This is a genomic window from Mesorhizobium calcicola, assembly GCF_042682105.1.
GTDB lineage: Bacteria > Pseudomonadota > Alphaproteobacteria > Rhizobiales > Rhizobiaceae > Mesorhizobium > Mesorhizobium calcicola.
Genome location: NZ_JBHUGY010000003.1, coordinates 189,637 through 202,760, shown reverse-complemented (window position 1 = coordinate 202,760; position 13,124 = coordinate 189,637). Strand labels below are relative to the sequence as shown.

The following is a 13,124-nucleotide window of genomic DNA, read 5'->3' as shown; positions in this document are numbered from 1 at the left end:
AAGCTCTATTTGCTTTCTTCCCTCCGCCTGCGCCGGGCAACCCTGCGCAGAGCAGGCAGTTTTTCACAAAGCTGAACTCGATTACGGCTCGCTATTTAGCGCTCGAACAGCGGCTTCGAGAGGCGCGCAGCGACATCAGGCAAGGCCGCCCACGAAGCCGCTGAGTTCGTCCAGCGGATGCCGCTGCGACCGCCGCGGCATAGCGCGCATTCAGAGTATCGATTGCCTGATGGCCCCGCGTCAGCTCGATACCGAGGCCCTACCCGGCCCATCGGGCGCGGATCCGGATACGAGCACCCTCCTCCCCTCGCGGGATATGAGTGAGAGACACTTGCACAGCGATTTGCAAGATAGTTTACTGACTCAATGAATCTGAAGAGGGGTGGCCCATGGGGAGCCGGCAATCAACTTTTGCTTCGTGCACCTATCGCGGCGTCGACGGCTGCGACCTGGGCCAGACCGCGACGCTGGGAAAGCAGGCGTGGCCTTGTGGCGTTGTCGCCATGGCATAGCTCGTAACCGCCACCTTGAAAAAATGGCTTGTCTGCTTGCCGGTCCGGAAAGACGCAGCTGTCATCGTCGCGCGTTGCGCGACCGGCGAAATGGCCGACGTCGCAGGCCAAATGCTGAAAGCCGGTATAGGCGTCACCCTCCCCGACGATCCCGATCGTCGCATCCGCCTCTACGCCCAGATCGAGCATCAGGCTCGCATAACCCATCGCGGCATTTGGGCCAGCACCTTCCAGATGCTTGGCTCCACCGGAAATCCTCACCTGCAAACCCATGACCCACGAGCACGACATGCGTTCTTTTCGTCACATCCTCCACCTCGTCGCATCCGCGGCCTTGCTCGCCGGTTGCGCCGAGCGAGTGCCGGATGCTTCACATTCGGCCGGCCCCGCTTCGGTTACGGACTCCTATTGGAAACCGGATCGCGTCAGTCGCAGCCGGCAAGAATATGCGCCCGACTGGGGCCGCTTCCCGCCGGTCATTACCCAGCGAACCGGCTACCCGACCGAAGCTCAGGCGAACAACGCCTTGCGCCGCTCGCATTGGAGTTCCGTGCCTGTGCGCACGCTCATCACCGAGGAAGGTATCAAGACGATCTCCGTCCCTGCGGAAGCCCCGGACACGATCGCTGCAGGCGTTCGTGTCTTTGCGTGCCGGCCCGGAGCGCTCAACGGCTATACCGGCCGCGTGCAATACTACGACGGCCCCGTCGTCGCCTGCGCTTCCGACCTCCTGTCTGCCGACGGTCGCGTGCTCGCCCGAGTACCCCTCAATTTCTACTACTGGCAGAAGGCTTGGCGCGTCCAAGACCCGAGGCCGTCCTACAAATCCGTCCCGTGGGCCTATCAGGAACCCTCGCCACCCAAGAGCAAGGGCTGGTTCGGCAACCGTTACTAAGCGGCGGCCGTCACACTGCCGCGTGTCGGCTGGCCAGACGCGCACAGAAGCCGACGGCCAAACCAACGGCAAGGCGCCAGCGTCGCCAAGATTGTCCGCGGCGTATGAGAGGTACGCTTCGAGCGGCTTTACGACGCTCCGGATGTGTCGTCACGCAGCGTGCCGATTCACCACCACGTCTCTTTCGTGCAGATCCCAGTTCGAAGATGGCGACAGCCGTCTTCGGCGACTTCGAGCGTATTGCGTGTGGTCGCGCCAGCAGTCATGGCGACCTTCAGCACGGAGGCCGCATCGCTCACCTCCGGCCGAAATCATGCTTCCCGCACTTTTCTTTTAGGAAGAACAGGCCCGGCGAGCGACTATTTCAAAGGCACTCGCTATGCGAGATCGATCTGTCGTTCGGCCAAGCGTTTCGCAAGGCTCTAGCTAGTTCAATCTCTTTCCTGGCGAAATCAGCGTCAGTGCTCGGCATTGCTGACGGTCGCCCACGAAGATTCTTCTGGTATCGTGCGTTCAGCATTCTGGGGGAGCGAGCGGCAGGCCGCACAGCCTCCCAACATCGCCGCTACTTCACGGTCGAGGTCATCTATCGGTTAGGCTCTGCTCTTCTGCTGGGGCTCGTTTCGTACGAACACGTCCAGCACTTGCGCGATATTGATCCCTGACGGCGATCCGTTGCGCACCATACCCCTCGATACCGCCGAGCGCATGGCTCCAATGACGCAGCATGCCGCGACGAGCGCTGCCACGGCATCGCCGTCGGTCTCGGTCAATAGCTGCTCCGCCAGCGCCCTCGCTCCTCGCGGAATTTGATTGACATCTTCACCACCAAGCGACCACTGACGATTTTCTTCCGTCACGGCGACACCTCCCGGACTGTTCGATTTGACCATTGGCGGCCAAGCTGGCGGAGCGGATCTCCGATCGCCGCTGTCAGTACATGAGACAGCCCGATCGCAATCGCGATCGAGAACGTTGCCGTCGCTGGAGCGCCCAGGAATTGGCCAACGGACCAGTTGAACAGCGCCAGCACCGGCAGATGGATCAGATAGAGCGCATAAGAAATGTCTCCTAGGCGGCGCAGAATCCGCCCTGGCCAGTTCACAGAACCATTCCGCAAGGTCGCCCTTGTCACGATCCACCCGCACGTCAGCGCCAGTGCGGCAGTCGCCACGCCATGCGTCGCCGGCGGCAAGATCGCCAGCATGAAGGCCCCGACCGTCATCCAGAACGCCGTTTCCATGTTACCGATCGCCAGCAGGTTTTCCGCCAGCCATGGCCATGCGCTTGTGCCCATGGTTGCTCCGATCGCCAGCCCGACCGCGATTGCATCGATGCGGAACGTCCAAAGCGTCCCGCCCCATGGCCGCAGCGTGAACGTCCCGACCACGAGAACGAGTCTGGCTAGCGCGACGAGCGCCCGCCGCGGTAGCAAGAACATCAGGAGCGGAGCCAGTAGATAAAATTGCATTTCGGCGGCGATCGACCAGAATGGCCCAAACGCAAAGGCGTTCCCGCATCCTGTGGCGCCTCCGAAACAGGGCGCCCAATGCGCATTCGAGATGAAGGCGAATGCCGCCTTCGCGTCTGCAGGCTCAACGCCGCTTCCCGGGAGGATCAACCCGATTGAGAGGATGGCGCCGACGCACCAGGCCAGCGGCACGATCCGCATAGCACGCCTGACATAGAAGGCGAAGGCCGCCTCGAGCGCTCCCCGCTCGCGGCGCAGGCTTCGCAATGAGCGTTCCACCACCAGGCCGGAAATCACAAAGAACAGGTCGACCCCGACGCCCCATGCCGGCGCAAACAGCAGAGCCGCGGCCGTCCCGCCTTCTCCGAAGACCGGCCCGACATGCGACAGCACCACCAGCCCGATCGCAAGGCCTCGCAATTCATCCAGCCCCGATAGCCGGGCTTCTTGTCTCATCCGAATATCACGCTCGACAATCATCACAACATTGATTTAATCATAGGGTATAAAAGCGAGGCAAGGAATGCATGGACGCCTGACATTTATCGCAGTCGCGGCTGCCCTTAAATTGGCGCCCGACGCTTCGGCTCAGTCGCTCACGCATGATCCGAACGCCTGGCGCGCCGTCGCCTACGCCGATCTCGAGCTCCCGAACTCGGAGGCTGTGCCCTACGCCTCCCTATGGGCCGACCGACTGAAGAAGAACAACGACGCCTACGCGGCCAAAGGCGATACGCGCTTTGCGGTCGCCAACGCGCCGGCTTCCGAGAGTCACATCGTCGTTCGCAGCCCGACCAAAACCGTCGTCCTCTCGGTCCTGCACACGCTCACCGGCTGCTCGCCGATCCGCACCGATCCTGTCGGCAATGCCACGCTGAAACGATGCCCCATGCGCTTGGCGATCTACCAGAACGGCCGATCAACGGTCGCTGACGCTGGCTCCGGCTGTTTCATCGAATATGGCGCGCAACCGAACAACGTCCGCCCCGACCTCGCTCGGAATGGTGCGATGGGTGCATATGATGTTCAGGCCAAAAGCATTCGCGCCGGCATCGTATTCCAAGGTGAAATCGCCCCGGAATGCCAATTCCGGGTCCCTGTCCCGCAACCCTAGGGGAAGTCGCGATGCCCGGTGTGTTTCCGGCAACCTCGATACTCGGAAGGAGCGCAACCATGATCGACATGGAAAACCTGACCTTATTCAGTACACCAGCCTGCCACCGGCCATCGCCAGCGCCAGCGGATCAAGGCTTCCCTCACGACCCGCGATGCGCGGCCTTGACCGGGGCTCCTGGCGGCGGCCACGGCGGTGTCAGGAGGTTTACCATGTCCACGCTTGCCGCCCTCGCGATTATCCCCATGTCTGCCATCTCCGCACACGCATGGGAGCCTCTAGGCTACCAGTCGCTCACGACCACAGACGCGCAGCCGGCCATACAGACCGCATGGTCCGATATCATCGCCTCGAATGCCGCCTATTGGCGTGACGAGCTGCACAGAACCATTCCGGCCGGGCAGATACCGCCACTCGATATCCTGTCAAAGCCCATCAAAGTCAGATCGCATACCTTCATCGTCTCGATCGCCTCGACCCGCGAATGCGAGACTGGCGCAAACAACGCCAGCTCTTCCATAGAGCCTGACCTATGCGAGGCGCGCATCATTGATCCAGACAGCGGCAAAATCGTTGCACGCGCGGAAGCCTGCTACGTCGATCTGTCCGATGACGATAGACCCCAGGCCAATCGTAACGATCGAACCGAAATCGACGTCCAAGCGAACGCCAAAGAGATCCATTTTCGTTCATTCGTCGGCGGCAAGGAGTGGTCTCGATGCACAACCAGCGCCAAGCTTCCATGAGGCGCATTCCTATGTATCGTCTCTATTCCAAACTCAGCAGCGTCCTTGCGGCCGGCCTTCTAGTCTGCAATTCGGTGACGGCAGCATATGCCGGCGCACAATATTGCGAGCGCACCGACTACTCCGCACAGGACATCACAGATGCCGTGAAGAATTCGTCCCTGCACGACGAGCTGAAAACCACATCGTGCAGCCTTGGTGGCCTCGGTCGCTTCGAATCCGGCGGCAACAAAGGCGTCTACAATGGCTCTTGCTGCACCGGCATTTTCCAGCTGAACAACACCAACATCAAAAACTACGCAGGCATGTCGCGTTCCGAGTTTGGCTGCCAATCCCTCCAGTTTCAGGTCGACACCTGGGCCAAGCTTACAAACGACGGCTATAACTCCGCGCCCGTCAAGCAGCTCATCCAGATGGGGACCTTCGACGGTCAGAAGGTCGATGGCTCATTTATTGCGGCTTGTATTCAATTGGGGACTGGCAATTGCCAGCAGATGGTTCGCTCAGGCCGCTGTAGCGGATTCTCCGATATCAACGGGACAACGATCTGCGATATGGCGAAGAACGCACGCTCCATGGCCGACGCCAGCTGCCAAGAAGGTGACACGGCCGCGTGCCTGGGGCCGGGGGATTTCAATACAGGAGGCGACACAAAACTCGCCTCTGCCGCTCCAGGCCCGACCGGCAACGATATCAATGTCGCCTCTGGTCAGGTGTAACCCCATCTTCCCGTTGAAGGCCACGCCGTCGGCCCGCCGCCTTCAATGGGAGAGATTTCGCGACGAGAGCTTTCCAAATCCCCGTTTCAGATGGCTCGCCAGCTCCTGGCGCACATCATCAGGCCATTGCTCCATCACAACGCAGTTCACTTCGGCCGCAACCAGCGACCAGTACAGCAGATCCGCGTATCGTCCTTCGAACAGAGCCGCCACGATGAACTGTCCGATCACCAACGTGATCGCCTCGGGCTTGCCTTTCTTCCGCAGAAATTCCGAAACCTCTTCCACCCATGGTTTCGGGTGGCAATCGACGAACGCTGCCGCCTCCCTATAAAGCGCGTCGTCTCCTGCGACTTGCCAGATATTCGCTTGCATCGTGGACCCTTCAGCAAAATAATGCCATTGCATCGACGCTGGCGGATTTCCTGAAGCGAGTCAAAGAAATATAAAATATATTTTCTGCCTATCGTAGCAAATGAATCTACGCTGGTAGTTTAGCAGCTTCTACTTTTCTTGTATGCTACTGGCTTGTCCTGCGTCCCTTTTTGGCCGGAGGCAGCCGCTTCTTCTCGGAGGTTGCCCCAGCGGGGCTGACTGCCTCTTTCAAAGAAGGTACACCACTGAACTCCGTCATCGAGCGCTTCACAGCACGCGTGGCCTCGATATGCCGGGCAATCTCGTTGAAGTTGAAGCCGAACGTCTCGATGTCCCGCTTCACGCTGTCGTCGTCACCAGTCCGACCAACGAGCGTCCACACCGGCACCTTCAGATGCCGTGCCAGCCGCTCCAGGGTGACGAATGTCGGGTTCCCCTTCCCCGTCCGCAACTGGTAGAGCGTGCCGCGCGATAGCCCCGTAGCGTCGGCAAAACTCGCATAGTCCGGGTACTCGTTCTCGATTTGGCGAAGTCGCAGCGCGAGCAGGATCGAAAGCCAACCATCGCTGTCTTCTGTCTTGTTTTTAAATATCGGCACGGTTGCACTCCTGCTTATCGGTCGGAATATGACGGCCATTTTTTGTAAAATGTCTAGTGCTCAGGCTGTTAGCCGAAACGATGACTCATTGGCCTATTAAAGTGTCGCGCATCGTCCCCATACTCCCGCAAAGTGACGGCGTATAGCTTTTGGCCGCCGCTAAAATCATTCCAAACACGATAGCATTTCGATCTGCATGCCCCTGTTGAAAATGAATAATTAAATGATCATCCGGGACAACCCTGTTCTCTGGCCCCGCGGCAGGCAGGCCCTGCAATTGTTGCCCCATACCATTTTGAATGACCTGGTTCAGGTCGACCATAAGCGAAACCTCGACGCCGCTGTTTTCAAGAGCGTGGATGATTTCCCGGCTATGTAACGATATCAGGCGGCTGCGCAGCTCACGATTCGCCATTTGCCGACTACGCTTAAAACGGACCGCAAGGCTTGGCCCCGCGGAGTCGGCGAGGGATCCAATCTCTCTCCCTGTTCGAACTGGAAAAGGCGACAGGTAATCCGCCGCAGTCTGAAGCCGGTACCGCCAAAAGCGGCGCCATGCCGCCCGCCGTCGAAGGACGCTTGACCCACGAGGGGCCATCCTATCTCCATTGATCATTATAATGACGACCGATCTGTGATATTATAATGATCAACATCGAAATAGTAGGTTCTCTCTCATGTTCATGAGGTTCGCGTTCGCAATTTTCGCCGGCGGCGTGCTCGCTTTCTTCGCTCTGCCCGATCAGGAAGCCGGCCTTCGCATGCTCAGCTTTTCCACTGCTTTCTTGATCCTGTCCCTCGCCGCCGTCTGTGTCATCGCGTTTCTGACGCGCAAACTCGGACGTTATCGTCTTCCCTCCTCGTTACAGCTGTCGCGCTGTGATGACGATCTTCCTTTACATGACGCTGCAAAGCCCGATCGCTCCCCTTGGTCGACATCCGGCGTCAACCCCAAGGATCCGAACCTCATCTGGCAGTACCGCCTCAACGATCGGCGCCTTGGCCGCTTCAAACTCTAACAGTCCCAACGCGCCAGCAACCGCTCAATCATGCGCACAGACCGTCCGCCTGTTTCATCAGGTCTGCGATCTGCCTGATACGGTAACGCAAATGATTAGACGCCTTTGCGCAAGGCGACGTCCCGAGTTCCAATGGCCTCAGCAGAATGTACAGTATGATCCAACGCGCCGGGGACCGGTTATCGATTTGCAGGCGGATTTGCAGGCGGATTCGAAGACTGACCAGCCTGGTTAGATGCGTTTCGGATATCGCGGAGGATGATGGCATTCGGATCGGGCACGTCGGCAAACTGCCACAGGCCAAGGTGCTGCTTTTTAGCGACCTCCTGCGCGACGATATAGGGAGCATGGACCGGAGCGCCGTTCGGAGTGACAGCCGCGAACGCCCAGCCGGTCGAGATCAGCGCCGTGCCGAGATCGATGCGAGAACCGGCCGCGGATCCTGAAGTAGGCTGCGCGACGCAAACGACGAAGCGCGTTTTGGTCGCGGCCTGCCAGGCGGCCGTGTAGCATTGAGGTTTGAGATCCCGAATGAGAGAGACGAGCATTGCAAGGCTTGCCTCCCCGCAATCGACATGCCCCCCTGCCCTATTTGTGAAATACGTGCCTCGCTGTCGCGCTGCATTTAATAATGAGACTCCTCGGCGTAATGATATCAAGGGCTTAGTCTTGTACTTAAAATGAGAATTTGCAGTTAATTTGAGATTCGCACTTGGCTCGCTGCAGTTAATGTGAGATTCAGACTGCCTAACGTTTAGCTTGAATTGTTCGCGGGCAGCATGAACGACGATACCGATGATAGCCGCGAGCGCTCGCGCTGGAATGAGGCGTGCCGGCGCGAAGAGGCTATTCGCAAGCTCGTGGAGCGCTATCCAAAAAGCCTGAACGGTCAGGCCGTAGCGGATCTGGCATGGGAACTGGACCTCAGCCGGGCCACCCTCTACCGGATGATCAAGCTGTTTCGAGCAGGTGGCACTGTAAGTTCACTGATGGACCGAAAGCGCGGTCGGCGCCAGGGACATCGTGCCCTCGACAAAGATCGAGAAGCCCTCGTGCGTCGGACGATTGAAGGCTTTTATCTCAAACCGACACGCCCATCCTTCGCTCGGTTGGTTCGCGAGGTCCAAATCGACTGCACCGCGGCGGGCCTCGCTCCCCCAAATTGGCGCACCATCAAATCCCGCGTTGAAGAGATCGATCTTCAGGTGAGGGGACGTAAGCGCGGCGAGAGCGAGGTCGTAAAAGCAACAACGGCCACGCCGGGAACTCTTTCGGCGTCGCGGCCGCTTGAGCTCGTTCAAGTCGATCATACCAAAGTCGACGTATTCGTTGTCGACGAAGACACGCGTCAGCCGCTCGGACGGCCCTGGCTGACACTGGCATTGGACATCTTTTCTCGGATGGTGACGGGCCTCTATCTTACCATGGAGGCGCCCTCGCGATTATCGACAAGCCTATGCATACTGCACTCCGTATTCGACAAGACCACGTGGCTGCAGGAGAGGGGCATCCATGAAGCGTGGCCTGTGGCCGGACTGCCAGGAACGATACATGTCGACAACGGCTCTGACTTTCGAAGTCATGCATTCGAACGCGCTTGCCGGGACAATGGCATAAAGATCGATTGGCGGCCGCCGGGGACTCCCCATTTCGGCGGCCACATCGAACGATTGATTGGCACGCAGATGGGCGCGGTTCACCTGCTGCCGGGATCGACCTCCAGCAACATCGAGGAACGGCGCGAGTATGATGCCAAACGCCATGCTGCACTGACACTCCGAGAGCTTGAGCGCTACCTCGCACTCGAGATCGTCGGGCAGTACCATCATGCTATCCATGGCGCACTCCGTCGACCACCGATTGCGGTCTGGCGCCAGCACGAGAGTGAGTTGGTGTTGCGCCTGCCGAACGATCGAATGCAATTCTGGATCTCCTTCCTGCCGGAGGCGGAGAGAACGTTGCGCCCGACCGGCATCCATCTTTTCAACATTCGCTACTGGTCGCCCGCTCTATCCGGCGACATTGGACGGGCCAAAGCCCGCCTGATTGTGAAATACGACCCCCGCGATCTGTCGCGCGTTTTTGTTAAACGTCACTCAGGCAGCTTTGTAGAGGCGCGCTATGCCGATGTGACGCTCGCGCCGATTACATTGTGGGAGGCGCAGGCAGCCCGGCGCAAACTCAACGCCCAGGGCAAACGCGAAATCGACATGCACGTCCTTATTCGTACAGCGCTTTCGCAGCGAGAACTTATCCAGCAAGCGAAACATAAGACACGAGGGCGTCAGCAGCTTCCGAAATCGAATGTGGATGACGACGAACTGGGCTCGCTTCGCGGTGTCGATTCGAGCAAACCTGTTCCCTCCGTCGAAGATCTGGATTGAGCCCCTTGACCACGGATAACATCCATCTGACGCAAGCGGCCAAAGACCTCCTCAGCGAGCCCGACGTTCTGCGCGTTCGCGCAATCCAGGCCCGCCGCTGGATTTTTTATCCGCGCGCCAAGCAGGCGCTCGATCGTCTCAACCTACTGGTCGATCATCCTCGCGGCACTCGCATGCCTTCGGTGGCCATCTACGGCGACAGTGGCATGGGCAAGACGATGATCCTGGAGAAATTCTGTGATAATAATCCCTCATGCTTTGATCCGACGACCGGCGTTCAGGCTATACCGGTGCTGGCAATCGAGATGACCGGGAAGCCAGGTGAGCGCCGTTTATATGCCGAGATTCTGGCTGCGCTGGGCGCACCACAGGCACCCCGCGCCGACATCGTGCATATGGAGCAAGCGGCGTTGCGACTTCTGAAAACCGTCGGCGTCCAGGTCCTCGTGATCGATGAAATACATAACATTCTCGCCGGCTCGTACCGCGAACAGCGGGTCGTGCTGAACACGCTACGATTTCTCAGCAATCGGCTTCAGATCTCCCTGGTTTGCTTCGGCGTCATCGAAGCCCGCGAGGCGATAAGCGGCGACGTACAGCTTGCTCGCCGGTTCGGCGAGTTGACCTTGAATAGGTGGGCGGCCAACGAACAGTTCGAAGCGCTGGTCTCGTCCATTTTGCGGAATTTGCCGCTTCGCCGACCGACGGTGCTCACGCCGAAATCTCTGCGCCGAATTCTGCAGATCAGCGGCGGCATCACTGCAAATATTTTCCACGCGATCACGAGCCTGGCGGCCGATTCGATTGAGAGCGGCACAGAGCACATCACGGATGAAGCGGTGGAAAGTTGGTGCCCGCCAGTTAGCGCAGAAACAGCTTACGCATGATCCGAGACCTCGGCGACACGAAGCCGCTTCCTGTCATTCTCAAACCTGTCCCGGATGAGCTCCTGTCGTCATGGATCACGCGCCATGCCGATTTCTACGGCGTCTCACCGCTGATAATGTTTCGCCATGCCATTCCGGAGGCAACGTCATTGCGGCAATCCGATACAAAGCTGGGGCCAACCGCCGCCGGCCACATTGCGAGGCTGTTTCGAACCCAATCTACGGCAATCCTGGCAATGACCACGTCTGGATTCCCAAAATCGGCGGCGCGGCTCGTAGCGCCATGCGCCATTCAACGCTGCACCGCCTGTGCCGAGCAAAACAGGTGGCAAGGCGCGGCAACTGCGGTACAGCGAAGCTGGATCGAGGGTTGGCGGATAACCTGTCCCGTTTGCAGACAACGGCAGCATGACAAGAGGGAGGGAATATCTGCTCTGGTAAGCCCGTCATCGCCGTTCGAGGATCTTTGGGAAGATGCCCTCCACGGCGAGCGGCTCATCGGTCAGTCGCTGAGGGAAGCATCTGCCGGTCGGATATCGCCAATCGATATCGCCCGATTGCTGCTCATCAGGCGGTGCCCAAAGCCCTTTCGCCATGATGCATTGATAGACCACTCCACCATCCTTGGTGCCGTCGTTCAAGGTTTTGATGAGCTTGTAGCGGAACAGGGACTTCCTAGACCTACGATTGCAAGACCCATCTTGCCGATCGCACTCCGCATAGCACTGCTCGCTGGCATCTCAATCGTCCACCGGGAAGGTCCGGCGCTAGTGTCCGAACTCAAGCGCCAAACGCTTGGCGCCCATTATACGCGGTTCGCTGCAATCGGCGCCGGCAGCTCGAGAACCTCGCAGCCACTGCAGCTGAATTGAGACTCAAGCGCATCGATTCTCATCATTAAGCGCAATTTTCTGCAGAAGTTGCCGCAATCTCACATTTAACTGCAGTACGACAGCCAGTCAGAAGACCGTCGATCACCCGACCAGCTGTTTGACCGGGAGTTGGATCATCTGCCGCCGGAGGCACGCTGGCGCGAGTGGATGCACCGCGTCGAAGCGACGATCTTCGCAGCCAGCGAGCCGATCGGTCGCGAGGCGCTGGCGCGCGTCGTCGGCAAAGGCTGCAGCATCGATCTCCTCATCGACGACATTCGCGAAGAGCTGCGCGGCCGGCCCTATGACCTCGTCGCCGTCGCCGGCGGTTGGAAACATTTGACCCGGCCGGTCTATGCCGACGCCATCCGCGCCGCTGTAGGCAGCAATGAAAAGGCGTCCGACCTGTCGCAGCCCGAAGTGTTGGTGCTGATGTGCATCGCCTATTTCCAGCCGATCACGCGTGCCGAGCTGTCGTCGTTTTTTGGGAAAGAGATTTCCCGCGACCTGATGGGCCATCTGCGCGGTGCCGGCCTGATCGCGTCCGGTCCGCGTAGCCCGACGCCGGGCGCGCCCTATACTTACGTCACGACAAAAAATTTCCTGCTGGAGTTCGGGCTCGACACGCTGCGCGACCTGCCGGATTTCGAGGCGCTGGAGGACGCCGGGTTGCTGTCGAAGGAAAAACTGCTGGCCGGGGATATACCGGCGGGGCTGGTCGAGGGGGAGGCCGATTAGCGCTGTTCGTGAATCCCCATACGATATCTGATGGAGCAGCGATAGCTACAGCCAGACCAGACCGAGCGACTTGTCTCGTTCAGCCGCGTTCCACACTAATACTGGGGACAGTTGCAACGACCCTCTTTTGAGGGGCGACGTCAACGTTTTCTCGCCGGTTCGAGCGCGCGGGCTCAAGCAGCAGAGTCATTCGGGTCGTGAGCAATATCTGCCGACTCCCCAACCGCGTAGGCGAGCGCAATCGAAAGTAGTCTCGTGAGGGGGCTTGTCACGTTATCTGAGATAGATCGGATTAAGGCCGCTGCTGCAGAATTCAGGCGAGCGTTCCGGTCATGGTCTTCCACGCCGCCATGGCCTGGAGGCGGTGGAGGTGAATGGCAGCTGCCGAGCGTTTGATGCGAGGTGGGACGAAGAGATTTCTGAGGGCAGAGAAGATCGAGACGAAACGTTGCAGCGATCCCGGTGATCGGAACCCCTGCATCATGCGCTCCCGCTTTCGCAACGGCACATGCGAATTCTCGGCGCGGATGTTCGACGTTCGGCATGATCTGGCGGCGTGCGGCGCCGTAGGAACGCAGCTTGTCGGTGACCATCCGCTTCGGCGTGAGACCCTGCTTTCTGAGGAGCCGGATCAGCAATCGCTTTGCCGCCTTGGTGTTGCGCCGGTTCTGGACGATCTCATCAATTACACAGCCGTCCTGATCGACCGCCCGCCACAACCAGTGCTGTCTGCCGGCGATGGTGATGACCAGGCGAGTGGCGCGGGGGAGTTGCACCCCCGCGCTCTCTCAGAA

Annotated in this window: 16 protein-coding genes and 2 pseudogenes; 9 read left to right on the top strand and 9 right to left on the bottom strand. The window is 59.3% G+C overall.

Annotated elements, in window-relative coordinates:
- Positions 1 to 404: 404 nt before the first annotated feature.
- Entirely contained in the window at positions 405 to 785 is a 381-nt protein-coding gene (locus ACFSQT_RS02200; RefSeq protein WP_379016806.1) for a hypothetical protein, read from the bottom strand.
- A gap of 16 nt (positions 786 to 801) precedes the next feature.
- Here ACFSQT_RS02200 and ACFSQT_RS02195 point away from each other — a divergent pair, with 16 nt between their 5' ends.
- Entirely contained in the window at positions 802 to 1,407 is a 606-nt protein-coding gene (locus ACFSQT_RS02195) for a hypothetical protein (protein WP_379016805.1), read from the top strand.
- 593 nt (positions 1,408 to 2,000) lie between these two features.
- On the opposite strand, the gene ACFSQT_RS02190 is transcribed toward ACFSQT_RS02195, so the two are convergent.
- Positions 2,001 to 2,267, bottom strand: coding sequence for a hypothetical protein (locus ACFSQT_RS02190; protein WP_379016803.1), 267 nt, complete (start codon positions 2,265 to 2,267; stop codon positions 2,001 to 2,003).
- On the bottom strand, positions 2,264 to 3,334 hold the full coding sequence (locus ACFSQT_RS02185; RefSeq protein ID WP_379016802.1) for an acyltransferase family protein: 1,071 nt from the start codon (positions 3,332 to 3,334) through the stop codon (positions 2,264 to 2,266). Before ACFSQT_RS02185 ends, ACFSQT_RS02190 begins: the two co-directional genes overlap by 4 nt.
- A gap of 67 nt (positions 3,335 to 3,401) precedes the next feature.
- On the opposite strand from ACFSQT_RS02185, the gene ACFSQT_RS02180 reads away from it, so the two are divergent.
- From ACFSQT_RS02180 to ACFSQT_RS02170, 3 genes are read left to right on the top strand one after another with little or no spacing between them, the layout of a single operon-like run.
- Positions 3,402 to 3,992 (top strand): hypothetical protein, encoded by a 591-nt coding sequence (locus ACFSQT_RS02180; RefSeq protein WP_379016777.1) that lies wholly within the window; start codon positions 3,402 to 3,404, stop codon positions 3,990 to 3,992.
- Positions 3,993 to 4,051: 59 nt separating this feature from the next.
- Entirely contained in the window at positions 4,052 to 4,738 is a 687-nt protein-coding gene (locus tag ACFSQT_RS02175; protein WP_379016776.1) for a hypothetical protein, read from the top strand.
- Positions 4,711 to 5,457, top strand: a complete 747-nt coding sequence (locus ACFSQT_RS02170) for a hypothetical protein (RefSeq protein ID WP_379016775.1) — start codon at positions 4,711 to 4,713, stop codon at positions 5,455 to 5,457. Before ACFSQT_RS02175 ends, ACFSQT_RS02170 begins: the two co-directional genes overlap by 28 nt.
- A 42-nt stretch (positions 5,458 to 5,499) precedes the next feature.
- On the opposite strand, the gene ACFSQT_RS02165 is transcribed toward ACFSQT_RS02170, so the two are convergent.
- The 3 genes from ACFSQT_RS02165 to ACFSQT_RS02155 form a co-directional block, all read right to left on the bottom strand.
- Entirely contained in the window at positions 5,500 to 5,865 is a 366-nt protein-coding gene (locus ACFSQT_RS02165; RefSeq protein WP_379016773.1) for a hypothetical protein, read from the bottom strand.
- Positions 5,866 to 5,977: 112 nt separating this feature from the next.
- Positions 5,978 to 6,430, bottom strand: coding sequence for a helix-turn-helix domain-containing protein (locus ACFSQT_RS02160; RefSeq protein ID WP_120018550.1), 453 nt, complete (start codon positions 6,428 to 6,430; stop codon positions 5,978 to 5,980).
- Positions 6,431 to 6,515: 85 nt separating this feature from the next.
- Positions 6,516 to 6,845 carry a hypothetical protein gene (locus ACFSQT_RS02155; protein WP_379016772.1) on the bottom strand — a complete coding sequence of 110 codons (330 nt, stop codon included), beginning with the start codon at positions 6,843 to 6,845 and terminating at the stop codon, positions 6,516 to 6,518.
- 262 nt (positions 6,846 to 7,107) lie between these two features.
- Between ACFSQT_RS02155 and ACFSQT_RS02150 the strand changes: the two genes are divergently transcribed.
- On the top strand, positions 7,108 to 7,449 hold the full coding sequence (locus tag ACFSQT_RS02150) for a hypothetical protein (RefSeq protein WP_379016770.1): 342 nt from the start codon (positions 7,108 to 7,110) through the stop codon (positions 7,447 to 7,449).
- A gap of 179 nt (positions 7,450 to 7,628) precedes the next feature.
- On the opposite strand, the gene ACFSQT_RS02145 is transcribed toward ACFSQT_RS02150, so the two are convergent.
- Entirely contained in the window at positions 7,629 to 7,997 is a 369-nt protein-coding gene (locus ACFSQT_RS02145; RefSeq protein WP_379016801.1) for a hypothetical protein, read from the bottom strand.
- A gap of 231 nt (positions 7,998 to 8,228) precedes the next feature.
- Between ACFSQT_RS02145 and ACFSQT_RS02140 the strand changes: the two genes are divergently transcribed.
- From ACFSQT_RS02140 to ACFSQT_RS02130, 3 genes and pseudogenes are all read left to right on the top strand, one after another.
- Positions 8,229 to 9,833, top strand: coding sequence for a Mu transposase C-terminal domain-containing protein (locus ACFSQT_RS02140; RefSeq protein ID WP_379016800.1), 1,605 nt, complete (start codon positions 8,229 to 8,231; stop codon positions 9,831 to 9,833).
- 5 nt (positions 9,834 to 9,838) lie between these two features.
- A complete protein-coding gene (locus ACFSQT_RS02135) occupies positions 9,839 to 10,720 on the top strand; it encodes a TniB family NTP-binding protein (protein WP_379016799.1) in 882 nt (293 codons plus the stop codon).
- Positions 10,717 to 11,070 (top strand): annotated as a pseudogene (locus tag ACFSQT_RS02130) (TniQ family protein); the annotation flags it as partial. The gene ACFSQT_RS02135 and the pseudogene ACFSQT_RS02130, both read left to right, overlap by 4 nt.
- A 96-nt stretch (positions 11,071 to 11,166) precedes the next feature.
- Here the strand turns inward: ACFSQT_RS02130 and ACFSQT_RS02125 are convergent.
- Positions 11,167 to 11,361 carry a hypothetical protein gene (locus ACFSQT_RS02125; protein WP_379016892.1) on the bottom strand — a complete coding sequence of 65 codons (195 nt, stop codon included), beginning with the start codon at positions 11,359 to 11,361 and terminating at the stop codon, positions 11,167 to 11,169.
- Positions 11,362 to 11,760: 399 nt separating this feature from the next.
- Here ACFSQT_RS02125 and scpB point away from each other — a divergent pair, with 399 nt between their 5' ends.
- Positions 11,761 to 12,330, top strand: coding sequence for an SMC-Scp complex subunit ScpB (gene scpB / locus ACFSQT_RS02120; RefSeq protein ID WP_379016798.1), 570 nt, complete (start codon positions 11,761 to 11,763; stop codon positions 12,328 to 12,330).
- Between the two features lie 313 nt (positions 12,331 to 12,643).
- Here scpB and ACFSQT_RS02115 read toward each other — a convergent pair.
- A pseudogene (locus ACFSQT_RS02115) lies at positions 12,644 to 13,082 on the bottom strand (IS6 family transposase); the annotation flags it as partial.
- Positions 13,083 to 13,124 lie beyond the last annotated feature (42 nt).

Excerpts from the sequence above, each read along its gene's own strand:
- ACFSQT_RS02200 (WP_379016806.1), bottom strand. The coding sequence starts at position 785 with ATGGGTTTGCAGGTGAGGATTTCCGGTGGAGCCAAGCATCTGGAAGGT.
- ACFSQT_RS02195 (WP_379016805.1), top strand. The coding sequence starts at position 802 with ATGCGTTCTTTTCGTCACATCCTCCACCTCGTCGCATCCGCGGCCTTG.
- ACFSQT_RS02185 (WP_379016802.1), bottom strand. The coding sequence starts at position 3,334 with ATGAGACAAGAAGCCCGGCTATCGGGGCTGGATGAATTGCGAGGCCTT.
- ACFSQT_RS02180 (WP_379016777.1), top strand. The coding sequence starts at position 3,402 with ATGCATGGACGCCTGACATTTATCGCAGTCGCGGCTGCCCTTAAATTG.
- ACFSQT_RS02175 (WP_379016776.1), top strand. The coding sequence starts at position 4,052 with ATGATCGACATGGAAAACCTGACCTTATTCAGTACACCAGCCTGCCAC.
- ACFSQT_RS02170 (WP_379016775.1), top strand. The coding sequence starts at position 4,711 with ATGCACAACCAGCGCCAAGCTTCCATGAGGCGCATTCCTATGTATCGT.
- ACFSQT_RS02165 (WP_379016773.1), bottom strand. The coding sequence starts at position 5,865 with ATGCAATGGCATTATTTTGCTGAAGGGTCCACGATGCAAGCGAATATC.
- ACFSQT_RS02155 (WP_379016772.1), bottom strand. The coding sequence starts at position 6,845 with ATGGCGAATCGTGAGCTGCGCAGCCGCCTGATATCGTTACATAGCCGG.
- ACFSQT_RS02150 (WP_379016770.1), top strand. The coding sequence starts at position 7,108 with ATGTTCATGAGGTTCGCGTTCGCAATTTTCGCCGGCGGCGTGCTCGCT.
- ACFSQT_RS02145 (WP_379016801.1), bottom strand. The coding sequence starts at position 7,997 with ATGCTCGTCTCTCTCATTCGGGATCTCAAACCTCAATGCTACACGGCC.
- ACFSQT_RS02140 (WP_379016800.1), top strand. The coding sequence starts at position 8,229 with ATGAACGACGATACCGATGATAGCCGCGAGCGCTCGCGCTGGAATGAG.
- scpB (WP_379016798.1), top strand. The coding sequence starts at position 11,761 with ATGCACCGCGTCGAAGCGACGATCTTCGCAGCCAGCGAGCCGATCGGT.